Annotated in this window: 24 protein-coding genes; 16 read left to right on the top strand and 8 right to left on the bottom strand. The window is 71.7% G+C overall.

Annotated elements, in window-relative coordinates; translation table 11 throughout:
* The first annotated feature begins 26 nt into the window (after positions 1-26).
* The gene (gene uvrB, locus BT98_RS0102410; protein WP_019462883.1) at positions 27-2,234 is read left to right on the top strand and encodes an excinuclease ABC subunit UvrB; all 2,208 of its coding nucleotides are present in this window, start codon (positions 27-29) and stop codon (positions 2,232-2,234) included.
* Positions 2,235-2,609: 375 nt separating this feature from the next.
* Here uvrB and BT98_RS0102405 read toward each other — a convergent pair whose 3' ends face one another.
* Positions 2,610-3,734 carry an MFS transporter gene (locus BT98_RS0102405; protein WP_019463028.1) on the bottom strand — a complete coding sequence of 375 codons (1,125 nt, stop codon included), beginning with the start codon at positions 3,732-3,734 and terminating at the stop codon, positions 2,610-2,612.
* Between the two features lie 234 nt (positions 3,735-3,968).
* Between BT98_RS0102405 and BT98_RS27565 the strand changes: the two genes are divergently transcribed.
* The 11 genes from BT98_RS27565 (at position 3,969) to BT98_RS0102345 (ending at position 13,491) form a co-directional block, all read left to right on the top strand.
* Positions 3,969-4,397 (top strand): SRPBCC family protein, encoded by a 429-nt coding sequence (locus tag BT98_RS27565; protein WP_019463026.1) that lies wholly within the window; start codon positions 3,969-3,971, stop codon positions 4,395-4,397.
* 145 nt (positions 4,398-4,542) lie between these two features.
* Positions 4,543-5,319, top strand: coding sequence for an SDR family oxidoreductase (locus BT98_RS0102390; protein WP_019463025.1), 777 nt, complete (start codon positions 4,543-4,545; stop codon positions 5,317-5,319).
* An 8-nt stretch (positions 5,320-5,327) separates the two neighbouring features.
* Positions 5,328-5,822 carry a dihydroneopterin aldolase gene (locus BT98_RS0102385; protein WP_019463024.1) on the top strand — a complete coding sequence of 165 codons (495 nt, stop codon included), beginning with the start codon at positions 5,328-5,330 and terminating at the stop codon, positions 5,820-5,822.
* Positions 5,823-6,339: 517 nt separating this feature from the next.
* A complete protein-coding gene (gene uvrC / locus BT98_RS0102380; RefSeq protein WP_019463023.1) occupies positions 6,340-8,244 on the top strand; it encodes an excinuclease ABC subunit UvrC in 1,905 nt (634 codons plus the stop codon).
* Between the two features lie 16 nt (positions 8,245-8,260).
* Entirely contained in the window at positions 8,261-8,869 is a 609-nt protein-coding gene (gene pgsA / locus BT98_RS0102375) for a CDP-diacylglycerol--glycerol-3-phosphate 3-phosphatidyltransferase (RefSeq protein ID WP_019463022.1), read from the top strand.
* 78 nt (positions 8,870-8,947) lie between these two features.
* Positions 8,948-9,640, top strand: a complete 693-nt coding sequence (locus tag BT98_RS0102370) for a hypothetical protein (RefSeq protein WP_126281939.1) — start codon at positions 8,948-8,950, stop codon at positions 9,638-9,640.
* A gap of 22 nt (positions 9,641-9,662) precedes the next feature.
* The gene (gene moaD, locus BT98_RS0102365) at positions 9,663-9,917 is read left to right on the top strand and encodes a molybdopterin converting factor subunit 1 (protein ID WP_019463021.1); all 255 of its coding nucleotides are present in this window, start codon (positions 9,663-9,665) and stop codon (positions 9,915-9,917) included.
* 7 nt (positions 9,918-9,924) lie between these two features.
* Entirely contained in the window at positions 9,925-10,413 is a 489-nt protein-coding gene (locus tag BT98_RS0102360; RefSeq protein ID WP_019463020.1) for a molybdenum cofactor biosynthesis protein MoaE, read from the top strand.
* Between the two features lie 170 nt (positions 10,414-10,583).
* A complete protein-coding gene (locus BT98_RS0102355; protein ID WP_019463019.1) occupies positions 10,584-11,798 on the top strand; it encodes a hypothetical protein in 1,215 nt (404 codons plus the stop codon).
* Between the two features lie 151 nt (positions 11,799-11,949).
* Positions 11,950-13,131 (top strand): M20 aminoacylase family protein, encoded by a 1,182-nt coding sequence (locus tag BT98_RS0102350; protein WP_019463018.1) that lies wholly within the window; start codon positions 11,950-11,952, stop codon positions 13,129-13,131.
* Positions 13,132-13,242: 111 nt separating this feature from the next.
* Positions 13,243-13,491, top strand: coding sequence for a hypothetical protein (locus BT98_RS0102345; protein ID WP_019463017.1), 249 nt, complete (start codon positions 13,243-13,245; stop codon positions 13,489-13,491).
* A gap of 128 nt (positions 13,492-13,619) precedes the next feature.
* Here BT98_RS0102345 and BT98_RS0102335 read toward each other — a convergent pair whose 3' ends face one another.
* Together BT98_RS0102335 and BT98_RS22970 are read right to left on the bottom strand one after the other, a co-directional pair.
* A complete protein-coding gene (locus tag BT98_RS0102335) occupies positions 13,620-14,318 on the bottom strand; it encodes a response regulator (protein WP_019463015.1) in 699 nt (232 codons plus the stop codon).
* Positions 14,315-14,971, bottom strand: a complete 657-nt coding sequence (locus tag BT98_RS22970) for a MarR family winged helix-turn-helix transcriptional regulator (protein WP_410527988.1) — start codon at positions 14,969-14,971, stop codon at positions 14,315-14,317. Before BT98_RS22970 ends, BT98_RS0102335 begins: the two co-directional genes overlap by 4 nt.
* A 147-nt stretch (positions 14,972-15,118) precedes the next feature.
* Between BT98_RS22970 and BT98_RS0102325 the strand changes: the two genes are divergently transcribed.
* The 3 genes from BT98_RS0102325 (at position 15,119) to BT98_RS0102315 (ending at position 18,781) form a co-directional block, all read left to right on the top strand.
* Positions 15,119-16,018, top strand: a complete 900-nt coding sequence (locus BT98_RS0102325; RefSeq protein ID WP_019463013.1) for a branched-chain amino acid aminotransferase — start codon at positions 15,119-15,121, stop codon at positions 16,016-16,018.
* A 290-nt stretch (positions 16,019-16,308) separates the two neighbouring features.
* Entirely contained in the window at positions 16,309-17,796 is a 1,488-nt protein-coding gene (locus tag BT98_RS0102320; protein WP_019463012.1) for a HAMP domain-containing histidine kinase, read from the top strand.
* Positions 17,797-18,034: 238 nt separating this feature from the next.
* A complete protein-coding gene (locus BT98_RS0102315; protein ID WP_019463011.1) occupies positions 18,035-18,781 on the top strand; it encodes a DUF2270 domain-containing protein in 747 nt (248 codons plus the stop codon).
* Between the two features lie 158 nt (positions 18,782-18,939).
* Here the strand turns inward: BT98_RS0102315 and ychF are convergent, their stop codons facing one another.
* The 5 genes from ychF to BT98_RS0102290 form a co-directional block, all read right to left on the bottom strand.
* On the bottom strand, positions 18,940-20,034 hold the full coding sequence (gene ychF / locus BT98_RS0102310) for a redox-regulated ATPase YchF (protein ID WP_019463010.1): 1,095 nt from the start codon (positions 20,032-20,034) through the stop codon (positions 18,940-18,942).
* Positions 20,035-20,579: 545 nt separating this feature from the next.
* Complete coding sequence (arsC, locus tag BT98_RS22965) at positions 20,580-20,981, bottom strand: arsenate reductase (glutaredoxin) (RefSeq protein WP_019463364.1); 402 nt, start codon at positions 20,979-20,981, stop codon at positions 20,580-20,582.
* Positions 20,982-21,132: 151 nt separating this feature from the next.
* Positions 21,133-22,140: a sterol desaturase family protein gene (locus BT98_RS25870; RefSeq protein ID WP_019463365.1), complete on the bottom strand. Its 1,008-nt coding sequence runs from the start codon at positions 22,138-22,140 to the stop codon at positions 21,133-21,135.
* Between the two features lie 261 nt (positions 22,141-22,401).
* Entirely contained in the window at positions 22,402-22,986 is a 585-nt protein-coding gene (gene pth / locus BT98_RS0102295) for an aminoacyl-tRNA hydrolase (protein WP_019463366.1), read from the bottom strand.
* Positions 22,987-22,998: 12 nt separating this feature from the next.
* Positions 22,999-23,634 carry a 50S ribosomal protein L25/general stress protein Ctc gene (locus BT98_RS0102290; RefSeq protein ID WP_019463367.1) on the bottom strand — a complete coding sequence of 212 codons (636 nt, stop codon included), beginning with the start codon at positions 23,632-23,634 and terminating at the stop codon, positions 22,999-23,001.
* Positions 23,635-23,875: 241 nt separating this feature from the next.
* On the opposite strand from BT98_RS0102290, the gene BT98_RS0102285 reads away from it, so the two are divergent.
* On the top strand, positions 23,876-24,298 hold the full coding sequence (locus tag BT98_RS0102285; protein WP_019463368.1) for an OsmC family protein: 423 nt from the start codon (positions 23,876-23,878) through the stop codon (positions 24,296-24,298).
* Positions 24,299-24,308 lie beyond the last annotated feature (10 nt).

The raw sequence follows: 24,308 nt of genomic DNA, 5'->3' as shown, positions 1-24,308 counted from the left end.
TGTCCCCGCACCAGATCAGGCCCAGCATGAACCTGATGACCGCCCCCGCCCCCATCCTGTTCCAGCCGCCGAAGCGCCCGGCCACCGAGCCGCAGAAGCCGCTGCGGGTGGAATCCCCCTACCAGCCCGCCGGCGACCAGCCCGCCGCCATCGCCGACCTCGTCGCCGGCCTGCGGCAGGGGGAGCGCGACCAGGTCCTGCTCGGCGTCACCGGCTCGGGCAAGACCTTCACCATGGCCAAGGTCATCGAATCCGTGCAGCGCCCGACCCTGATCCTGGCGCCCAACAAGACCCTCGCGGCCCAGCTCTACGGGGAGATGAAGTCCTTCTTCCCCGACAACGCGGTGGAATACTTCGTCTCCTACTACGACTACTACCAGCCGGAAGCCTATGTCCCGCGCACCGACACCTATATCGAGAAGGATTCCGCGATCAACGAGCAGATCGACCGCATGCGCCACAGCGCCACACAGGCGCTGCTGGAACGCGGCGACGTCGTGATCGTCTCCTCCGTCTCCTGCATCTACGGCATCGGCTCGGTCGAGACCTACGGCAACATGACCGTGCGCCTCGAACAGGGCGGCCGCATCGCGCGCGAGACTCTGCTCAAGGCCCTGGTGGAACTCCAGTACCGCCGCAACGACGCCGCCTTCGCCCGCGGCACCTTCCGCGTGCGCGGCGAGACGGTGGATGTCTGGCCCTCCCACATGGAGGACCGGGCCTGGCGCATCTCCCTCTTCGGCGACGAGGTGGACGGGCTGCGCGAGTTCGACCCGCTGACCGGCGAGGTTTCCGGCGAGATGGAACGCATCGCCATCTACGCCAACTCGCACTACGTCACCCCGCGCCCGACGCTCATCCAGGCGATCAGGCAGATCAAGACGGAACTCAAGCAGCGCCTCGCCGAGCTCAACGACGCCGGCCGGCTGCTGGAGGCACAGCGCCTGGAACAGCGCACCACCTTCGACATCGAGATGCTGGAGACCACCGGCGTCTGCAAGGGCATCGAGAACTACTCCCGCTACCTCTCCGGCCGCGGCCCCGGCGAGCCGCCGCCGACCCTCTTCGAGTACCTGCCCGCCAACGCCCTCCTCGTCGTCGATGAAAGCCACGTCACCGTGCCGCAGATCGGCGGCATGTACCGGGGCGACTTCGCGCGCAAAACCATCCTGGCCGAGCACGGCTTCCGCCTGCCCTCCTGCATGGACAACCGCCCCCTGAAGTTCGAGGAGTGGGACACCTTCCGTCCCTCCAGCCTCTTCGTCTCCGCCACCCCCGGCCCCTGGGAGATGGAGCGCACCGCCGGCACCTTCGCCGAGCAGGTGATCCGCCCCACCGGCCTGATCGACCCGGTCTGCGAGATCCGCCCCGTCGAAGGCCAGGTGGACGACCTCCTCGCCGAATGCCGCATCATCCGCGACAAGGGCGGCCGCGTCCTCGTCACCACGCTCACCAAGCGCATGGCCGAGGATCTCACCGAGTACATGACGGAGACCGGCATCAAGTGCCGCTACCTGCACTCGGACGTGGACACGCTGGAACGCATCGAGATCATCCGTGATCTCCGCAAGGGCGTCTTCGACGTGCTGATCGGCATCAACCTGCTGCGCGAGGGCCTGGACATCCCCGAATGCGCCCTTGTCGCCATCCTCGATGCCGACAAGGAAGGCTTCCTCCGCTCCACCACCTCGCTGATCCAGACCATCGGCCGCGCCGCCCGCAACGCCGAAGGCCGCGTCATCCTCTACGCCGACCGGATGACCAACAGCCTGAACAACGCGTTGGGCGAGACCGAGCGGCGCCGCGCCAAGCAGATGGCCTACAACGAGGAACACGGCATCACGCCGCAGACCATCCGCCGCGACATCTCCGACGTGCTGCAATCCGTCTACGAGCAGGACTACGTCACGGTGGAGGCGGTCGAAGGCTCCGAGACGGCGGAATTCGTCGGCAAGGACCTCCGCGCCTCGATCGCCGAGCTCGAACGCCGCATGCGCGCCGCCGCCGCCGACCTGGAATTCGAAACCGCCGCCCGCCTGCGCGACGAGATCAAGCGCCTCGAAGCCATGGAGCTCGGCCTCGACGCCGGCCCCGTCACCCACGCCAAGGACATCCGCGCCAAGGGCAACTGGCGCCCCAAGCCCCTCGGCCCCGGCGGCGGCGGCTACGATCCCAAGAAGACCACCCGCGGCGGCCGCTCCCGCGGCCAGCGTGCCGCCGCCCGCAAGGGCTGATCTTCCGCATCCGGCGCCGCTCCGTCCCGGGGGACAAGGCTCCGCCTTTTCCCCCGGCCCCCTTATCCGCCAGGACCCTGCGGGCCCTGGACCCGATGAACTGGTGCCCGCTGATGACGGATCGCGCCGGAGAGCATCGCTCTCCGGCGGACTGCCGGCGCCACCCGCGTGGACAAGGTGTTTTTCTGTTCGGGAGCCCCGCGTCTCCACCGGCTCCCGGGGATCAGGCCGGAAACCAACGGCAGCCACCAGCACCCACTCAAGCCCGGGGTCCGGGGACCGGCTTCGGTCCCCGGCGGAGAGGGGGTCCGGGGCGAGAGGCAGCGCCTCTCCCCCGGCGGCCAGCCACGAAGCGCGATGCCGGAACCGGCCCCGTCACTCTTCCGCCACGCGCCCCGGCCGCAGCAGCCTGTCCCGCAACAGGCCGAAGCCCAGCACCGACAGCACCGAGGCACCCAGCAGCAGCGCCGCGAAGCCGAGCGGCGCGAAGGCATCGCCGGAAAGGTCCCGCACCCGCCCGGCCAGCGCCGGCAGCCCGGCCATGCCCAGCCCGAAGACGGTGTAGAACACGCCCAGCCCCAGGGAGCGGCGCTCCGGCGGCAGGATGGTCGCAGGCAGCGACACCATCGGCCCGCCCGCCAGCCCGCCGAGCAACCCGTAGAGCAGCAGCAGCGACAGGGGCGCCACCGGCAGGAAGGCGACGCTCGCCGCCATCAGCGCCGCCACCCCCGCCGAGAAGCGCAGCACCGAGCCAGCCCGCGCCGCCGCCCAGCCGCCGAAGGGCAGCAGCGGCACCGCCCCCCAGCCCGCGAGGCTCGCCACCCATCCCGCCCCGGCCACGCCATAGCCACGCTCCGCCAGCCAGGCCGGCGCGAAGCCCAGCACGATCACCAGCGCGGCGTTGAAACCCGCCCAGCCCACCGCCAGCACCAGCAGCGGCGCCCAGGCCCGGCGCTCCGGCCACAGCCCCGGCCGCGCCTGCCGCCTCGCCGCCGCCGCGCGCCCATAGCCCGTGCCCCAGATCGCCAGCAGCCCCGCCAAAGCGGGCAGCGTGGCCGCCAGCAGCGCGGCACTCCAGCCCGCCTCCATGGCCAGAGGCGGCAGCAGCACCAGCGACAGCGCGATCCCGACCGGCCAGGCGGCCAGCAGCCACCCCATCGCCACGGTCAGCTCCGCGCCGGCAAAGCGGTCCATCACCCCCTTGGTCAGCACGAGGTTCACCAGCGACGACCCCGCCCCGGCCACCAGCCGCCCCGCCAGCGCCACCTCGAAACCGGGCGCCCGGGCCAGCACCGCTCCGCCCAGCACCATCAGCCCCAACCCGCCCAGCAGCGCCCGCCGGTCGCCCAGCCGCGCGGTCAGCCAGCCCCCGGGCAGCGCCACCGCCGCGCCGGGCAGCTGCGACAGGCCGATCAGCACCCCCAGCGCGGCGAAATCCGCGACCACCGGTCCCACCAGCATCGCCCCGACAGAGCCGACCGACTGGAACTGCACCCCCATCAGACACGGACCGCGACCAACATCGCCAGCACCGTCCAACGCCTGTCCATGCACCCATCCCTCCAGCACGGCGGGGACGAGGCTAGCATCGTCCCGCCGGCCGGCACGGATTCGCCGACGCGGCGGCGCCCGGGCCCCCGGCCCCGTCCCGCCGGCCACCGGCAACCCCGCGCCGCGGCCTCGCGTTGCCCCTCCGCACTGTCCCACAAGAACGAGAGCCAACAGGACGCCACCATGGACCAGAAGATTTCCATCCAGCGACCCGCCGAGGAGGTCTTCGCCTATGTCGCGGACACCGCGCACATCCCGCACTGGGTTCCGCAGCTGCGCCGCGACGACGCCAACCTGCCGGGCTCCGGCCTGGAGGCGGACGAGGCTGCCCTGACGGTCCGCTGGAGCTTCGACCCTCCGGGCGAATGGCGGATCACCGGCAAGGGCGAGAGCGCCGTGCTGCACCTGCGCGTCGATGCCGCCGCCGCCCTCCCCTCCGACCCCACGGAGGAAGAGACACCCCAGGAGGCCCTGGCCCATGGCATCGAGGCAGCGCTGCAAAGCCTGAAGTCGCACCTCGAAGGCGTCGATGGCGGCGACCCGGAGGAACCCAGCAACGACGCCCCCAGCCGCCTCTACGGCCGCAGCGCCACGCAGGACCCGAACCTCTGACGTCCCGCCGGCAGGTCCCGGCCCGCCTCGCCCGGCACACCGCCTGAAGCGCCCCCGGCGTGGCCCCTGGAGGCCACCGCCGGGGCGCGTGCCCAAACCCTCTTCCCGGATACCGCGCGCACCGATCCTGTTCTAAACCTCCTCCATGCTCGACATTCCCTCCGCCATCCCCCGCGCGGCGCTGGTGACCGGCGGCGCGAAGCGGCTGGGCCGCGCCATGGCCCTCGCCCTGGCCCGCGCCGGCTTCGACATCGCCCTGCACCACGGCCACAGCCGGGCCGAGGCGGAAGCGGCCGTGGCGGAGATCCACGCCCAGGGCCGACGCGCCACGATCCTCGCCGCCGACCTGTCGCGGGAGGCCGAGACCGCCCGCCTCCTGCCCGCCGCCACCGAGGCGCTGGGCCCCATCGGCGTGCTGGTGAACAACGCCTCCACCTTCGAGCGCGACGAATGGCACGACGCGACGCGGGAAAGCTGGGACCACCACCTGGAGCCCAACCTCCGCGCCCCCTTCGTCCTGGCCCAGGCCTTCGCGAAATCCCTGCCCGAGGCCGCCGAAGGCGTGGTGGTGAACATGCTGGACGAGCGCGTCTGGTCCCTCACCCCACACTTCACCAGCTACACCATCTCCAAGGCCGGCCTCTGGGCGCTGACGCAGAGCCTCGCCCTCGCCCTGGCGCCACGGGTCCGCGTCGCCGGCATCGGCCCCGGCCCGGCCCTGCCCAGCCCGCGCCAGAGCGAGGAACAGTTCCGCGCCCAGTGCGAATCCACCCCCCTCCACCGTGGCACCTCGCCGCAGGAGGTCGCCCGCGCCCTGCTCGCCATCCTCTCCCTTCCCTCCTTCACCGGCCAGATGCTTGCCCTCGATGGTGGCCAGCACCTGCAGTGGTCGCCTGCGCGCGGCGCCGTGCAACCGGAGTGAGCCGCCCGATGACCCAGAACCGCCCCGGCCCTGCCTTCCCCGACGCCGCCCCGGCCAGCGCCTACCGCCCCGATGCCGCGCGCCGCCTGCGCCGCGTCTTCGTGCGGGGCCTGGAGGTCCGCGCCAGCCTCGGCGTCCTGCCCTACGAGCTGCACACCCGCCAGCGCGTGATCATCGGCATCGAGCTGCTGGTGGAGGACGAATCCGCCCCCGCCTCGGTCGGCGAGGAAAAGCTGGCCCGCGTGGTGGACTACGGCGCCGTCGCCGCCCGGGCGCGGGAGATCGCCACCACCGGCCATATCCGCCTCGCCGAGACCCTGGCGGAGCGAATCGCCGTGGCCGCGCTGGAGGACCGCCGCATCGTTTCCGCCATGGTGACGGTGGAAAAGCCCGACGTCCTGCCCGACGCCGCCGCCGTGGGCGTCACCGTGGAACGCCAGCGTCCCGCCGCCCCTCGCCCCCAGGAGGAGGAAACCGCCGGCCAGCGATCGCCGGAAGCCTGACGGACGGGACCGAAGCGCGGCTGTCGAGGCATGTCGGAAAGCCGAGACACGAACCAGGGCAGGGGGGGTCACGGCGAACCCGCCGGGCATCGTCGGGTGTCCCCGCCCCACATGCCCATCCGGCGGGCAGCGGCGGGGGTGGCAGGCGCATCTTCCAGCACCTTCCCAGCCCGCCAATGGCGAAGCCCGGCAGTCTAGGACCCGCGGCCCCTGGCTAATGTAATGATTTGGTTACACAAGCAGCCGGGGCTTCGCGGCCGCCGCGACAGGGCGGGATTTTCCCCAACCTGCAAACCGCGGCCGCCGTCAACCGCCTCTTTCGCAGATTTGTGCGATGCAACCCGACCGTTTTCCTATTTAATGTGCAAAAACAAAGACCTGGATTCATGCCCAGAGATGAGGCAAAGGGCTGCAACCCAGGAATGACGTGGCTTTTCGGGCCATAGCCACCATTTCATCCACGGGGTTATCCACAGCTTCCGGGGATAACCCGAAACCACCGGACCCAGCGCGCGCCATGGCCTTTGCCCACGAAGAATCCGCCCCCCTCGCCCCCATGGAAGGCCGCGAGGTCATCGAGAAGGCCCTGGCCACCCTGCCGCTCTCGCCGGGCGTGTACCGCATGCTCGATGCCAAGGGCGATGCCCTTTATGTCGGCAAGGCCCGGCAGCTCCGCAAGCGCGTGTACAACTACACCCAGGTCGCCCGCCTGCCGGATCGGCTGAAGCGCATGGTCTTCGAGACCCGCTCCCTGGAGGTGATCACCACCGCCTCCGAGGCCGAGGCGCTGCTGCTCGAAGCCAACCTGATCAAGAAGCTCCGCCCACGCTTCAACATCGTCCTGCGCGACGACAAGTCCTATCCCTGGCTCGTCATCACCGAGGACCACCCCTACCCGCAGATCGGCAAGCACCGGGGCGAGCGCCGCAAGGGCGCCTCCTACTGGGGCCCCTTCGCCTCCGCCTGGGCGGTGAACCAGACGCTGACCGCGCTGCAGCGCGTCTTCCTGCTCCGCTCCTGCCGCGACAGCGTCTTCGAGAACCGCGACCGCCCCTGCCTGCTCTACCAGATCCGCCGCTGCTCCGCCCCCTGCGTCGGCCGCATCCCGGAAGCCGACTACGCCGACCTCACCCGGCAGGCGAAGCAGTTCCTGTCCGGCGAGACCCCCTCCATCCAGAAGAAGCTGGCCCGCGAGATGGAGGAGGCCGCCGAGGCCCTGGAATTCGAGCGTGCCGCCGCCATCCGCGACCGCATCCGCGGCCTGACGCATGTCCAGGGCCGCGACCGCATCAACATGGAAGGCGTGGGCGATGCCGACATCGTCGCCGTCCACCAGGCCGCCGGCCAGTGCTGCGTGCAGGTCTTCTTCTTCCGCGGCGGCCGCAACAACGGCAACCGCGCCTTCTTCCCCGCCCATGCCCGCCAGGACATCCCGCCCGGCGAGGTGCTGGAGGCCTTCCTCGCCCAGCTCTACGACGACCTGCCGCCCCCGCCCCTGGTCCTGCTGAGCCACGACATCCCCGAACCCGCCCTGCTGACCGAGGCCCTCTCCCTCAAGGCCGGCCGCAAGGTCGAGATCCATCGCCCCCAGCGCGGCGACAAGCGCGCCGCCGTGGACCACGCCGCCACCAACGCGCGGGAGGCGCTGGAGCGCAAGCTGGCGGAAGGCACCGCCCAGACCGCCCTGCTGGAAGGCGTGGCGAAGATCTTCGACCTGTCCTCCATCCCGGAACGCATCGAGATCTACGACAACAGCCACATCCAGGGCGCCAATGCCTATGGCGTGATGGTGGTCGCGGGCCCGGGCGGCTTCATCAAGCCCGCCTACCGCAAGTTCTCCATCAAGGGCCCCGTCACCCCCGGCGACGACTTCGCCATGATGCGGGAGGTCTTCGAGCGCCGCTTCGCGCGCGCCCTGAAGGAGGCCCCGGAGCGCGAGCAGGGCTCCTGGCCCGACCTCGTGCTGATCGACGGCGGCCTCGGCCAGCTCAACGCCGCCCGCGAGATCCTGGCGGAGATGGGCGTGGACGACGTCCCCCTGGTCGCCGTCGCCAAGGGGCCGGACCGCGACGCCGGGCGCGAATGGTTCCACCGCACCGGCCACGCCCCCTTCCAGCTCCCGCCCCGCGACCCGGTGCTCTACTACCTCCAGCGCCTGCGCGACGAGGCGCACCGCTTCGCCATCACCACCCACCGCGCAGGACGCTCGCGGTCCCTGGTGAAGTCGGAACTCGACGAGGTGCCCGGCGTCGGCACCGCGCTCAAGCGCCGCCTGCTGAATCATTTCGGCTCCGTCCGCGGCGTCCGCAACGCGGGACTCGAGGATCTGGAGAACGCCCCCGGCATCGGCCCCTCCATGGCGCGCCGCATCTACGAGCACTTCCATCCCGGCGCAGTGGCGTCCCGCGAAGCAGCCGGGTAGAAGACTTCCCGACGCCATGCCGACGGACCTGCCCAACCTCCTGACGCTGTCGCGGATCGCGGCGGTGCCCCTGCTCGTCCTGCTCGCCTATGGCGGCGGCGGCTGGGGCGACGTGGCCGCCTGCGCGGTCTTCTCCATCGCCGCCATCACCGACTACTTCGACGGCAAGATCGCCCGCGACCGGCAGCTCACCTCCGCCTTCGGCCGCATGCTGGACCCGATCGCCGACAAGCTCCTGGTCGGCGCCGCGCTGATGCTGCTGGCTGGCCTCGGCCGCCTCAGCCTCCTCGGCCTGCTCCCCGCCATCGTCATCCTGCTGCGGGAAATCCTGGTCTCCGGCCTGCGCGAATACCTGGCCAGCCTGCGCGTCGGCATGCCCGTCACCCGCCTCGCCAAGTGGAAGACCGGCTTCCAGATGGGCGCCCTCGGCGTCCTCCTGGCCGGCGACACCGGTGCCCGCGCCCTGGGCCTCGGCTTCCTCCCGCTCTCCCTGCTGGGGGAACTCGGCCTCTGGGCCGCCGCCGTCCTGACCATGATCACCGGCTGGGACTACATGATCTCCGGCCTCCGCCACGCCGGGGCCCAGGATGCCCAGGCCGCCGCCACCCTGCGGGGCCGCTCCTGACCACCTGCCCTTGAGCGCTTACCGACACCGGTGCATGTTGCGCCCGCTTCGTCCTGGGGGAGTTTTATGCGGCATTCCATGATCGCGCGGCCGGGTTCGTGCCTCCTGCTGGCCCTTGCGCTGGCCGGTTGCTCGGATGGCCTGATCGCGCCCTTCGGCCGCCGCCCGGCCCTGGTGGCCCCGGGAAGCGCCACTGCCGAGCGAATCCGCGGGCAGGACCTCACGCTGCAGCCGCTGACGCCGGAAGCCGGCAATGTCTGGCCGGATGCCGAGCCCGAGCGCGCCACGCTGATGAATCCGGACCGCGACACCTTCCGCGAGGACGTCACCTCGCCGGCCCTGGAACGCGCCGCCCGCGAGCGTGGCCGCGCCCCGCAGCCGCGCCTGCCGGACCTCAGCGAGCCCGGCCCGGACCTGCCGCCTTCGGCCGCGCCGAATCCGCGCAACCCGCCGCCGGGCACCACCCTGCCCTCCCGCCGCCCGAGTTCCGCGGTGCCGGACAACACGGGCGTTCCGCCTCTGCCCTACCAGCCCGGACGGCTCAGCGTCCCCGCCCAGCCCGGTGAACCCGCCACCCCACCGGCGCCGCGCCAGGACGGGCGCACCATCTTCACCCCGGACGGCGTGCCCAACACCACCACCGGCGGCACCGGCGGCGTGCAGGGCATCAACCGCCCCGGCGGCGCCAGCGGCACCGCCACGCCGCTGGGCAACTCCACGGTGATCACCGTGCCGGGGCAGAGCCCGCAGATCGTGCCCGACCGGCAATGACGCCAGCCATGGCCCTCCGCCCATGATCCGGGTTCTCTACTTCGCCTGGCTGCGCCAGCGCACCGGCCTGGCCGCCGAGGAGGTGGAGCCCCCGCCGGAGGTCGCCACCATCGGCGCCCTGATGCGCTGGCTCGCCGCCCGCTCCCCCGGCCATGCCGCCGCCTTCGCCCAGCCGAAGCAGGTCCGCGCCGCGGTGAACCAGGAATTCCGCGGCCCGGAGGACCCCATCGCCCCCGGCGACGAGGTCGCCTTCTTCCCCCCTGTCACCGGCGGCTGACCCCCTCATGGCCGAGCCCTCTCCCCCGCTTCCGGGCCGCGTCGCGGTCGGCGAGGCCCCCTTCGACATCGCCGCCGAGACCGCCCTGCTGACCCGGGGCCGCGCCGATATCGGCGGCCTCGCTTCCTTCATCGGCCTCTGCCGCGCCGATTCGGGCCTCGCCGCCATGACCCTGGAGCACTATCCGGGCATGACCGAGGCCGCGATCGCCGCCATCCGCGCGGAAGCCGCCCAGCGCTGGCCCCTGCTCGGCGCCACGGTGATCCACCGCGTCGGCCGCCTCCTGCCCGGTGATCCCATCGTGCTGGTCCTCACCGCCAGCGCCCATCGCCTGGCGGCGCTGGAATCCTGCGCCTTCCTGATCGACTGGCTGAAGACCCGCGCCCCCTTCTGGAAGAGCGAGGAATTCCCCGACGGCCGCACCCGCTGGGTCGAGGCCAAGGCGGAGGACGACGCCATGGCCGAACGCTGGAGCCAGCCGGACCCCCAGCGCTGAGCCCGGCCCCGCCCGCCCCCGGCGGCGCGGCACCTCCCATCCCGCGCCTCCCGGTCCCGGCCGCCATCCTGGCCGGCACCCTTCTCCTGACCTGGCCCGCCTTCCTCAACGGCTACCCCATCCTCTTCAGCGACACCGGCGCCTTCCTCCACCAGACGCTCGGTCCGCTGATGATCTGGGACAAGCCCTGGATCTACGGCCCCCTCCTCCACCTCTTCCACCAGCGCCAGTCCCTCTGGCCGCCCCTGCTCGCCCAGGGGCTGATGCTTTCCTGGCTGCTCTGGCTCACCGCCCGCGCCCTCGGCCTTGCCACCCCCGCCCGCCACCTCCTCCTCGCCGCCACCCTGGCGCTGCTCACCAGCGCCCCCTGGGCCGCCGCCCTGCTGATGCCGGACATCCTCACCCCGGCCGCGCTTCTCGCCCTCTTCCTGCTCGGCTTCGCCCGCCCCACCCTGTCCCGGGGCGAGGCCCTCGCCCTCCTGCTCCTCGCCACGCTGGCCATCGCCGCGCACCTGTCGAACCTGCTCCTCGCCGCCGCCCTGGCTGCCCTCACCCTCCTCCTGCGCCGCCGCCCGCGCCCCGCCCTCCGCGTCGCCACGCCCCTGCTCGCCGCCTGCGCCCTGCTCCTGCTCACCAACGCCATCGGCCACGGCCGGTGGTCGCTCTCCCCCTATGGCAGCACCTTCCTGCTCGCCCGCCTCGTGGCCAATGGCCCCGCCGCCCGCACCATCGCGGCGGAATGCCCCGGACGCGGCTGGTATCTCTGCGCCTGGGCCGGCCACCTTCCCACCGACAGCGACGTCTTCCTCTGGGAGCCCGACAGCCCGGTGAACAGCGACGCCGATGGCCGGCCACGCTTCCTGGGCGGCGTCCTTCTGGTCTCCGAGGCGCGCGAGATCATCGCCGAAACCCTGCGCCGCGAACCCCTGGCCGTCCTGCGCAACGCCCTGCGCGACACGGCCCGGCAGCTCGTCACCAACGGCATCGGCGACACCCTGCCGCGCGGCGCCGTGGGGGAAGGCCTTGCCCTGCGCATCGCCAGCGGCTTCCCGCCCGCCGAACTGCACCGCTTCGAATCCTCCGCCCAGATGCGCGGCCTCCTGCCGCAGCGTGCCGCCCCCTTCCTCCCGCTCCAGGCCCCCGCGCTCCTTCTCGCCGCCCTGGGCCTGCCCATCCTGCTCTGGCGCCACCGCCACGACCCCCGCCGCCGCGCCCTGGCCCTCTGCGTGCTCCTCGGCCTCGCCGCCAATGCCTTCGCCACCGGCGCGCTCAGCAAGCCGCACCAGCGCTATGGCGCCCGCATCGCCTGGCTCCTGCCCGCCGCCGCCCTGCTCCTGGCCCAGCCCAGGCGGGACACGATTCCGCCGCAACGCCCCGGCACCTGATCCCGCCGGGCCGCGCGTCATGGCTGGCGTTGCGCCGTCCCCGGGGTGAAAGGCGCTGCCTTTCCCCTTGGCCACGCCCCCCGCCCACGGATTGACGCCCCACCGCGAAACCCGTCCCATTCGGCAGACAGACCCGAAGGAGTCCCCCCGCATGACCTCGCCCCGCGAAGCCCTGGCCGCGCTGCAGCCCGAGATGACCGAATGGCGCCGCGACTTCCACGCGCATCCGGAGATCGGCTTCGAGGAGCACCGCACCAGCGACATCGTCGCGCGGAAGCTCGCCGAATGGGGCATCGAGGTGCATCGCGGCATCGGCAAGACGGGCGTCGTCGGCGTGCTGCGCGGCCGCAAGTCGGGTGCCGGCGGCAACCGCGCCATCGGCCTGCGCGCCGACATGGACGCCCTGCCGATGGAGGAGGCCAACGGCTTCGCCCACCGCTCGCAAAATCCCGGCCGCATGCATGCCTGCGGCCACGACGGCCACACCACCATGCTGCTCGGCGCGGCGAAGTACCTGGCCGAGACCGGCAACTTCTCCGGCACCGTCCACCTGATCTTCCAGCCCGCCGAGGAAGGCTTGGCCGGCGCCAAGGCCATGCTCGACGACGGGTTGCTGGAACGCTTCCCCTGCGACGCCGTCTACGGCATCCACAACAGCCCCGACCGGCCGCTCGGCACCGCCCAGGCCCTCACCGGCACGGCGCTCGCCGCCATCGACTATTTCAGCATCGTGCTGCGCGGCCGCTCCGCCCATGGCGCGCATCCGCAGCAGGGCATCGACACCGTGGCCATGGCCGCGCAGGTGATCAACGCGCTCAACGCCATCCCCTCGCGGCAGGTGGACGCGCTGGAATCCGCCATCGTCAGCATCGGCCAGATCCATGGCGGCACCTCCGACATCGTGCTTCCGGAAAGCATCGAGCTGCGCGGCTCCGTCCGCACGCTGAAGCCCGAGATCCGCGACCGCGTCGAGACCCTCTTCCGCCGCGCCGTCACCCTCACCGCCGAGGCCCAGGGCGGCAAGGCGGAGATCGACTACCGCCGCGCCTATCCGCCCACCATCAACACCCCCGGCGAGACCGACCGCGCCGCCCAGGCCGCCACCGCCATCCTGGGCGAAGGCCAGGTCCACCGCGACGGCCACCCGCTCCTGGCCGGCGAGGATTTCGCCTTCCTGCTGGAACGCGTCCCCGGCGCCTACCTGATGTTCGGCCAAAGGGACGGCGAGCGCGGCGGCACGCCCGTCCACAACCCGCTCTACGACTTCAACGACGACCTGCTGCCCTTCGGTGCCGGCTACCTCGCCACGCTGGTGGAACAGGAACTCGGCTGACCCCGCCACCCCCGCGGCACGGCGGCCGGGCACGGGGGCGTACACCACGGCGCGGGAACCGGGCGGAGGCGCGCATTCCCCGCCAACAAGGAAACCTCCCGAGGAATCTCCATGGGCCTCCCACCCGGGCCGAACAAGCTGGCCCATAACGAGCGGGTCAAGCTGACCGCCACCTGGCTGAACGCGGTGGCCAGCGGCACGGTCCTGGTGGGCATCGTCGCCCCCCTGGCCGCAACTCTCTATGGCACGGCCATGCCGAAAGGTGGCATCCTGGCCGTGCTGGGAAGCGCCCTCTTCCTTGCCGCGGGGATCGGCCTACATATCCAGGCAAGGCGCCTGCTGGAGGACCTGAAGGAATGAGCTGGACCGACATCCTGCTGCTCGCGATCCCGGTTCTGGGCCTGGCAGCCGTGTCCCTGACGGCGCAGAAGCTCCGCCACCGGGGCTGAGGCGCCGCCCCCGCCCCGCGGCACGAACGGACCGGGCCGCTAACTCCCCGGCCGCAGCACATAGCCCCGGTGCCGCACCGTCTGCAGGAAGCGCGGCTCGCGCGGGTCCGGCTCGATCTTCCGCCGCAGCCGCGTCACCTGCACATCCACCGCCCGCTCCCCGGCATCCGGCGTGCCCAGCGCCACCGCGATCTCCTCGCGCGACAGCACCTCCCCGGCCCGCGCCGCCAGCGCGGTCAGCAGCGCCGCCTCCCCCCCGGTCAGCCGCATCGCTCCCTCGGCCCCCCGCAGCTCGCCCCGCTCCGGATCGAACCAGCGCGACCCGAGCTGCACCGGCCCGAGCGACTGCGCCGCCGGCGGCGGCACCGCGACGCGCCGCAGGATGGCCTTGGCCCGCTGCACCAGCTCGCGCGGGTCGAAGGGCTTGGCCAGGTAGTCGTCCGCCCCGTGCTCGAACCCCGCCACCCGGTCGTCCGGCGACCCGGCGGCGGTGAGCATCAGCACCGGCACCTCCTGCCCGCCCCGGCGCAGCGACTCCACCAGCTCCAGCCCCGTCTCCCCCGGCATCATCACGTCCAGCACGATCATGTCGAAGGCCATGGCGCCCAGCGCCTGCCGCGCCGCCGCCGCATCCCCCGCCACCGAGACGCGGAATCCCTGCTCGGCCAGGAAGCGCTGCAACAGGGAGCGCAGGCGCGGATCGTCATCCACCACCAGCAGATGCGGCAGCTCGCTCATCGCCGCGTCCCCGGATGTTCCCCGGGCAGCGCGCCGGCTGGCGCGGCCGTCGCCCCGGGCGCCCTCCCGGCAGCCCCCACTGGCGGCCGGGCCGCGCCACCGGGCAGCCCCGGACCTCCCCCGCGCATCCCGCCCGCCCCCGGCGGCTCGGCCATGCCCGTGGCGACCCGCTCGACCAGGCCACGCGTGGCCGGGGCCATCAGCCCCTGCATGACGCGCCGGAACCCGTCCACCGCGGCCGGGCCGGCCTCGCGATAGGCCCGGATCACCGTCTCCCGCTGCCGCTCGAAGAGTCGCCGCTCCAGCGCCCGCCCCGCTTCCGTCAGGCTCAGCAGCCGCTGCCGCCGGTCGGCCCGGCCTGTCGCCTGCTCGACATAGCCGCCCTCCACCAGCGGGGTGAGGACGCGGCCCAGCGACTGCTTGGTGATGTCCAGAATGGCGAGCAGCTCGCCCACCGTCAGCCCGGGCCGGCGGCCGACGAAATGCAGCACGCGATGATGCGCGCGGCCCAGCCCGATCTCCGCCAGCATGGCATCGGCCCCCGCGGTGAAGTCGCGGTAGCCGAAGAACAGCAGGTCCTGCGCCGCGCGCAGCTCCTCTTCGCGCAGGAAGAGGTGCTCGCGGCCGGCGGAGACGGGCGTCTTCTCCTTCACGGCGGGATGTCCTCCGGGAAGCCCGTCGGGCATGGCGGGCATGACTCCATGTTGGGTCAGGTTTATTGACACAAATCGAAGCAAAGGTCTAGTTTCAGCCTCGTAACGCAATTTTATTTCTCAAACCATGGCGCGAAGGTTCCAAACATGTCCCTGCTGCCTTTCGATGACCGCGACGGCTGGATCTGGATGGATGGCGAGTTCCTCCCCTGGCGCGAGGCGAAGCTGCATGTCCTGACCCACGGCCTGCATTATGCCTCCGGCATCTTCGAGGGCGAGCGCTGCTATGCCGGAAACATCTTCAAGCTGCGCGAGCACACCGAGCGCCTGATCCGGTCCGGCCGCCTCCTGGGCTTCGAGATTCCCTTCACGGCCGACGAGATCGACGCCGCCTCGATCGAGACCGTGCGCCGCAACGGCCACACGGATGCCTATGTCCGTCCGGTCGCCTGGCGCGGCTCGGAAATGCTGGCCGTCTCCGCCCAGCGGACGAAGATCCACCTCGCCATCGCCTGCTGGGGCTGGCCCAACCTGTTCGGCGAGAACCGCATGAAGGGCGTCCGCCTCGGCATGGCCAGGTGGCGCCGCCCGGCCCCCGACACGGCCCCTACCGCCTCCAAGGCCTCCGGCCTCTACATGATCGGCACCCTCTCCAAGCACGCGGCGGAGGCCGAGGGCTTCGACGACGCCATGATGCTCGACTTCAAGGGCGACGTGGCCGAGGCGACCGGCGCCAATGCCTTCTTCGTCTTCGACGGAGAGCTGCACACCCCCACCCCCATCTGCTTCCTGGACGGCATCACCCGCCGCACCGTGATGCGCCTCGCCCGGAACCGCCAGATGAAGGTGGTGGAGCGCACCATCCGCGCCGAGGAGCTGCCGAAGGCCACCGAGGTCTTCCTGGCCGGCACCGCCGCCGAGGTGACGCCCGTCCGCGCCATCGGCGAATACGCCTACACCCCGGGCCAGATCACCGAGACCCTGCTGTCCGACTACGAGAAGCTGGTCCGCATGTCCCCGGAGGAAGTCCACCGCCTGGCGGCCTGACCGCCCCTTCGGGAACGCCTGCCGCCTCGCCAGGGCCACGCGGCCCATGCCGCGGACGGTGCCGCCCCGTGGCGATCCGCTCCGGAATGCCGCGGGGGAGGCAGGCGGCGGCCTACGCAGGCAGGCTCCGGCTGTGCTATCTGCTGTGCTGCCTGCCAGGACAGGATCGCCCCGGGCCGCCCTTCCTCCTGTCCAGGGTCCGCCCCTGTCCGGGCCCGCGGCCGGCGCCCGCCTGCCGCGGGGTCCCGGAAACCGGGACATCAGGACCATCTCGCGGAGGGACAGCAGACATGGCCGACGCCCCCCATCCGGCCTCCCCGGCCTCCGCCCTTCCCGCCCACAGCGTCGGCCTCGCCGAGCTCCGCCGTGGCGAGGCCGACCCCGCCAGCCTCCCCGCCACGCCCGCCGCCCCACGCCGCGGCCGCCCCGCGCCGATGGGGCGGCTGCGGCGCTGGATGCATGCCCTGGTCCCGCGCGGCCTGCTCGGCCGCGCCCTGCTGATCGTGCTGGTGCCGATGCTGGTGCTCCAGGGCATCGCCCTGCAACTCTTCTACGGCAACCATCTCGACGTCATCTCCCGCCGCCTCGCCGCCGGCATGGCGGGCGAGATCGGCATGGTGGTCGAGATGCTGCAGCACGCTCCGCCCGGTTCCGACACCAGCTGGATCTTCCGCGAGGCCGCCTGGCGCCTCGACCTCTCCATGGCCTTCGAGCCCGGCGCCATCCTCTCCGGCCGCGATCAGCCCCGCTCCGCCTCCCTGCCCCTGCTGCCGCTGGAGGAGGACCTGCAGAATGCCCTGCGCGAACGCCTGCTCCTGCGCTTCGACGCCGATTGGCAGAGCGACCCGCGCAGCATCGTCGTCCGCGTCCAGCTCCCCGACGGCGTGCTGCATGTGGAGGCCCCCCGCAAGCGCCTCTTCACCGGCACGCTCTACCTCTTCGTCATCTGGCTGGTCGGCGCCTCGGCCCTGCTCTTCCTGATCGCCGCCCTGTTCATGAAGAACCAGGTCCGCGCCCTGCGCCGCCTCGCCGCGGCGGCGGAGGCCTTCGGCATGGGCCGCGACCAGGGCCCGGTGAAGCCCGAGGGCGCCACCGAGGTCCGCCAGGCGGCGGCGGCCTTCAACCGCATGCACGCCCGCATCCGCCGCTTCGTCGCCCAGCGCACCGACATGCTGGCCGGCATCAGCCACGACCTGCGCACCCCCCTCACCCGCATGCGCCTGGCGCTCGCCATGCTGCCCGTCCCACCGGACGATCCGGGCTTCGAGCAGGACATCGCCGACCTCACCCAGGACGTGGAGGAGATGGAGCGCATGGTCGCCGGCTATCTCGCCTTCGCGCGCGGCGAGGTGGAGGGCAAGCCCGGCCCGGTGGACCTCGTCGAGCTGGCGCAGAACGTCGCCGCCCGGGCCCGCCGCGACGGCGCCGCCGTCGCCCTGCACGCCCCGGAAACCCTGGTCCTTCCGGCACGCGGCGACGCGCTGCGCCGCTGCCTCGCCAACCTCACCGACAACGCCCGCAAGCATGCCGGCCGCATCACCCTGACGGTGGAGCGCGTGGACGAGCTCTGGGCACAGGTGATCGTGGACGACGACGGCCCCGGCATCCCGCCCGAACAGCGCGAGGAAGCCTTTAAGCCCTTCGCCACCCTGTCCGGCAGCAGCACCGGCCTGGGCCTCGCCATCGCCCGCGACATCGCCCGCGCCCATGGCGGCGACGTGATCCTGGAGGACAGCCCCCTCGGCGGCCTCCGCGCCCGCATCCGCCTGCCGGCCTGACCACGGGCCGCGCGCCCGTCATTCGCCGGGAGCACGGCCCGCCATGGCGGATCGCCGCCAATCCCGCGCGTCCACCCCATGGGCCTCATTGTCCTCCGCCGCGGGCAGGCGCACCCTCCCCCATGCCGCCACCGCCGCAACAGGCGGACCGGCAGGGAGTTCAGAACGGCACCGAACCCCCGGAGCCCACCCGGGCGCCGGAGCGGTTCCGCAGGACGTCCAGGGAAGGCAGAACACGATGAGCGTCACCCATCCGGCGCGCCCCATGGCCCCCGCCCCGCCCCCCTTCGCGCCGCCCCTGCCCGCCACCGGCGCCGAGTTCATCAACACCCTGGCGCACTTCCATCGCGCCGAGATGGGCCGCATGGCCGGCTGGCGCGACCGCATCGACCGCACCACCAACTGGGCCATCACCGTGGTGGCCGGCATGCTCTCGGTCTCGCTCTCCACGCCCAGCGCGCATCACGGCGTGCTGCTCTTCGCCATGCTGCTGGTGCTGCTCCTCCTCGTCATCGAGGCCCGCCGCTACCGCTTCTTCGACGTGTACCGCGCCCGCGTGCGCCAGATGGAGCGCCACTACTTCGCCCAGGTCCTGTCCCCGCGGCCCGATCCCGCACCGGATCCCGCACCGGCCGAGGGGCCCAACTGGGCCGCCCTCCTGGCCGAGGACCTGCGCCACCCGAACTTCCTGATCGGCCTGCCGGCCGCCTTCTCGCGACGCCTGCGGCGCAACTACATCTGGATGTTCCTGGTCCTGCTGCTGGCCTGGATCATCAAGATCTCCACCGCATCCCTCCAGCACGACGAACGCGCGGCCGCCGCGCATCAAAGCCTCCCGGACCTGCTGCTCGGCCTGTCCCTGGGCCCCTTCCCCGGCTGGTCGGTGCTGGCCGGCGTCACGCTCTTCTATGCCTGGCTGATCTACGCCGCGCTCCGCCCGCCGCAACACAGCGGCGAACTCGCCCATGGCGAGGTCCATGTCTGACGCCGGCTCTTCCGGGTTCTGGGCGCGCCGTCCTGGCGGCTGCTCCCGGCCCCCTGGCGCGATCCGGCATCGGCACGCACCCACTCGCCGGATGCAGGGTCCGCAAGGTCCTGCCGGATGGGTTCCGGGGAAGGCAACGCCCTCCCCAGGGGCCGCCCTCAGACGTTGAAGCGGAACAGCAGCACGTCGCCGTCCTTGACGACGTATTCCTTGCCCTCGACCCGCATCTTGCCCGCTTCCTTCGCCCCCTGCTCGCCACCCAGCGCCACATAGTCCTCATAGGCGATGGTCTCGCAGGCGATGAAGCCGCGCTCGAAGTCATTGTGGATCACCGCCGCCGCCTGCGGCGCCTTGGTGCCGCGCGTGATGGTCCAGGCGCGCGCCTCCTTGGGCCCGCAGGTGAAATAGGTGATCAGCCCCAGCAGCTCGTATCCGGCACGGATGATGCGGTCCAACCCGCTATCCTCCAGCCCCAGGCTTTCCAGGAACTCCGCCCGGTCGTCGGCCGCCATCTGGCTGATCTCCGCCTCGATCGCGGCCGAGACCACGACCGCCTTGGCCCCCTCGGCGGCGGCCCGCTCGAAGACGCGCGCCGAATGCGCATTGCCGGTGGCCGCCGAGCCCTCCTCGACATTGCAGACATAGAGCACCGGCTTGGTGGTCATCAGCTGCAGCCGCGCCGCCGCCTCTTCCTGCCCCTTCGGCACCGCCGTCCGCGCCGGCTTGCCCTCGGTCAGCGCCGCCACGATCGGCTCGGCCAGCGCCACGAAGGCCGCGCTCTCCTTGTCGCCGTTCTTCGCCTTCTTCTGCGCCGTCCCCAGCCGCTTCTCCAGGCTGTCGAGATCGGCCAGCATCAGCTCCGTCTCCACCGTCTCCGCATCGCGGATCGGATCGACGCTGCCCTCGACATGGGTGATGTCCCCATCCTCGAAGCAGCGCAGCACATGCACGATGGCATCCACCTCGCGGATATTCGCCAGGAACTGGTTGCCCAGCCCCTCCCCGCGCGAGGCGCCGCGCACCAGCCCGGCGATGTCCACGAATTCCAGGCTGGTCGGCACCGTCTTCTGCGACTTGCCAACCCGCGTCAGCTCGTCCAGCCGCCGGTCCGGCACCGCCACCCGCCCCACATTCGGCTCGATGGTGCAGAAGGGATAGTTCGCCGCCTGCGCCGCCGCCGTCTGCGTCAGCGCGTTGAAGAGCGTGGACTTGCCCACATTCGGCAGCCCGACGATGCCGCAGTTGAAACCCATGATCCGTCTTTCTCAATCATCGCCCGTGCGAGGGAGCTGCCGCAGCCCGCCCGGACCCTGTCCCGTTCGGCCCCAGCCATTACGCCGCCCGCGCCCGCAGGGCCAGCCGTAAGGCCTTGGCAGGCCAGCCAGCACGATACCGCAACAGCTCCGGCCCGCATTGCCCGTCCGGCGTTGCGCTGTCCCGGGGGACAAGGCTCCGCCTTTCCCCCGGACCCCCTATCCGCCAGGACACTGCGTGCCCTGGACCCGATGGGTTGGTGCTTGCCGGGGCCGGATCGCGCCGGAGAGCCAGGCTCTCCGGCGGCTGACGCCGCCGCCAGCGCGGACACGGTGTCTTCTTTCTACGAGGAGCCCCGCGTCGCCACCTGCTCCCAGGGATCGAGCCGCAGGCTGACGGCCACCACGCAGAGCCAACGCAAGCCCGGGGTCCGGGGACCGGCTTCGGTCCCCGGCGGAGAGGGGGTCCGGCGGGAGAGGCAGAGCCTCTCCCCCGGCGGCCCACCACGAGGCGAGACGACAGCCAGGAAGAGTCGCCGTCAGCCTCAGCCCGGCTTCACCACCGCCCCCGGCACGATCTCCGCCACCAACTCCGGCGGCCGGCACAGCCGCGCGCCGCCCGGCGCCAGCACCACAGGCCGCTCGATCAGCGCCGGCGTCTTCACCATGGCCTCCACCGCCACCTTGGCCGGCAGTCCGGGATCGTCCAGCTCCTGGATCGCGAATTCCGGTGCCTTCCGGCGCAGCAGGCTGCGGGGCGAGATCCCCATCCGCGCGCAGGCCGCGCGGATCTCCGCAGCGGAAGGCGGGGTCTTCAGGTACTCGACCACCACCGGCTCCACACCCGCGGCGCGGATCGCCGCCAGCACCTTGCGGGAGGTGCCGCAGGCCGGGTTGTGCCAGATGGTGACGGTCTGGGTCGCTTCGGGGGCGGCAGCGGCGGACAAGGCAGGTCTCTCCCGGAAAGATCGCCGGCCGGGCCGGCATTCCGCCCACCGATAGGACGGATCGCGCCCCAGCGGAACGCCCCGCCTCAACCTCCGCCGGGCGTCATCCCCAGCCGCGTCAGGACCGCCGCGCCAGGCCCGGTTCCGGCCCTCAGTCCCCGCCTTCCATGGACCCGGCCATCGGCGCCATCCCGGGCGTCGGCCGCCGCGCCCCGAACATCCGCCACAGCCCCAGGAAGGGTGCCGCCAGCAGCTTCGGCACGCTGTCGTACCGCCCCTGCTCCTCCGGCCCCAGCCCCAGGCGGAAGCGGTACTGCGTGTCGGTCGGCCGGAAGGTGCCGAACAGCTGGTCCCAGACAGCCAGGAAGGTGCCGAAATTGACGTCCCAGTCCCGCACCTCGCAACTGTGGTGCAGGTGATGCTGCGCCGGGCTCATCACATACCGCTCGAACCGCCCGAAGGAGAGCGCGATATGCGAGTGGCGAAGCTGGTAGAAGGACAGCACGTCGCAAAGGAAATAGGCGTCCATCCCCATCAGCACCGTCTCGGTCGGCGGCAGGCCCAGCAGATAGCAGGCCAGGCCGATGAAGGCGCCCACCACCACGGCCCCGCTCATCAGCTCCATGAAGCGCTCGCCCGGATGCTGCCGGCGGTTCGACAGTGGCACCAGGAACTCGGCGCTGTGATGCACCTTGTGGAATTCCCAGAGCGCCGGAACCTTGTGCTCCAGGTAGTGCCGGAAGAAGTTCACGAAATCCTGGAACACCACCGAGCCCACCAGCAGCGCCGCCCAGCTCCACCAGCCCTGCGACCCGCCCTCCCGCGCCCCGAGGACACCCTGCATCGCCGACCAGGCGGCAAAGGTCACCGCGCCGTTGGACAGCAGCGCCGGCACGATCAGCAGCTTGTCGATCACCCAGGCCACGGCGACAAACGCCACATCCACCCGGACCGAGCGGTGCCGGAACATCTCCGCCGGAAAGCAGAAGCGCAGGAAGCCGCGCAGCGACTTCCGCGGCTCGGCAGGCGCCTGGAACAGATAAGCCAGCGCCGCCCCCAGGGCCATGCTGCCCCAGCTCACCAGAACGAGGAGCCCGCCTCCCGTCAGCGCATGGCGCAGCACGAAGTCCAGGGCCGGCCAGGTCTTTCCAGGCTCCATCGCCAGCAGCCTTTGTGCCGTTGCGAAGAAGCATCCTCGCGCATCGGTGATTGCGCCGGCCTCGGCGGCAGATGAAATCCACGGCAGGTCATTTTCGCGAAACGGCGGCATTCCTGGGACAGCATCCCATGAAGCGGAACCCGCCATGCCCGTCCCGGGCAGTATCGGGAAAGCCGAACAGGCACCGGCACCACCTCGTCCATGAGGACGGCACGAGGGACCGGCATCGACCCGATCCGCTTCCGGCGGAAACCCCGCCCCTCAGCCCTTCTGCTCGACCCCCTGGGTCAGCAGCGCCACCTTGGTCATGAACTCCTCAGGCCGCCCCTGCGCCAGCAGCGGCGCCGCATCGGCCACCGCGTCCAGCAGCGGCTCCACCCAGGTGTCGGCCTTGGCGAAATCGCCGAGCACATGTCCGTGCACGCGCTCCTTCATCCCCGGATGCCCGATGCCCAGCCGCACCCGCCAGAAATCCGGGCTGCCGAAGGCCCGCTGCATGTCCCGCAGCCCGTTATGCCCGGCAGCACCCCCACCCCGCTTCACCCGCACCTTGCCCGGCGCGAGATCCAGCTCGTCATGGAAGGCCCAGACATCGGCAGGAGGGATCTTGTGGAAACCCGCCGCCGGCTGCACCGACTGGCCACTCGCATTCATGTAGGTCTGCGGCTTCAGCAGCGTGATCCGCTGCCCGGCGATGCTGCCATCGGCAATCTCGCCCTTGAAGCGGCTCCGCCACGGCCCGAAGCCGTGGCGGCGCGCGATGGCGTCCAGCGCCATGAAACCGATGTTGTGGCGCTGCCGCGCATGTTCCCGGCCCGGATTGCCCAGGCCCACCCACAGCAGCACCGCAACGGTTCCTTACTTCTTGCCCTTCTTGGCCGGGGCGGCGGGGGCCGCCGGCGCGGGCGCCACGATCACCACCTCTTCCTCGACCGTCGGCGGGGCGAGCGTCGCCACCACGAAGTCACGGCCCAGCACCGCCTCGGTGCCGAACACGTCCTTCACGTTGGACCAGCGGAAGGTGTCGCCGATCGTGCCCTCGGCCACGTCGATCTCGAAGGCCTCCGGCACGGCGTCCGGATCGGACAGCACCTCGATCTCGCGGCGCACGACGTTCAGCGTGCCGCCTTCCTTGATGCCCGGCGCGCTTTCCTCGTTCAGGAAATTCACCGGCACCATGACGCGGATCTTCTGCCCCGGGGCGAGGCGCTGGAAGTCCACATGCAGCGGCATGTCCGTCACCGGATGGAACTGCACGTCCCGCATCAGCGTGCGGGTGGCCTGGCCATCCACCACCACCTCATAGAGGTGCGACTTCCAGCCGCCCTTCTGCAGCTCCTTCACCACGATGCGCGGATCGAGGCTGATCAGCGTCGCCTCCTGCTTCGCGCCGTAGATCACCGCGGGAACATGTCCCGCCCGCCGGGTCGCGCGTGCCGCCCCCTTACCTGCCTGCTCGCGCGCCGCGGCTTCGATCCGGATGGTCTGGACCATGGCCGTTATTCCTTGGGATGTCGTGAAAACACGAATGTCGTGAAAAACAGATCGCGCGCCGGCCTCCAGGGGTGCCAGCGTGCGCGCCTCTCCTACCCCACACATCCCGCCCGCGCAACGCCGCACTCCGCATGGGTGCCACCACCCCGGGGTCCCGGCCCGAGGAAACCTCCCCCGCCCGAACCCGCTTTCCAGGGCAGCGGCGGCCCGGCCGCCCGATCCCCGAACAGGAGAGCGACGCATGAAGAAGCACGGATCCGCCGTCTGGCAGGGTGGGCTGAAGGACGGCAAGGGCACCATCTCCACCGAGAGCGGCGCCCTGAAGAACCAGCCCTACGGCTTCAACACCCGCTTCGGCGACACGCCCGGCACCAACCCGGAGGAACTGATCGGCGCAGCCCATGCCGGCTGCTTCTCCATGGCGCTGAGCAACATCCTGGGCGAGGCCGGCTTCAAGGCGGACGAACTCGCCACCGAGGCCGAGGTCACGCTCGACAAGCAGCCCGACGGCTTCGCCATCACCGCCGTCCGCCTGACCCTCAAGGCGAAGATCCCCGGCATCGACGACGCGAAATTCCAGGAGCTCGCCGCCAAGGCCAAGGCCGGCTGCCCCGTCTCCAAGCTGTTGAAGGCCGAGATCAGCCTCGACGCCAGCCTGGCCTGAGCCGCCCCAC

This window comes from Roseomonas mucosa ATCC BAA-692 (genome assembly GCF_000622225.1).
GTDB lineage: Bacteria > Pseudomonadota > Alphaproteobacteria > Acetobacterales > Acetobacteraceae > Roseomonas > Roseomonas mucosa.
This window is presented reverse-complemented; position numbering and strand designations above follow the sequence as displayed.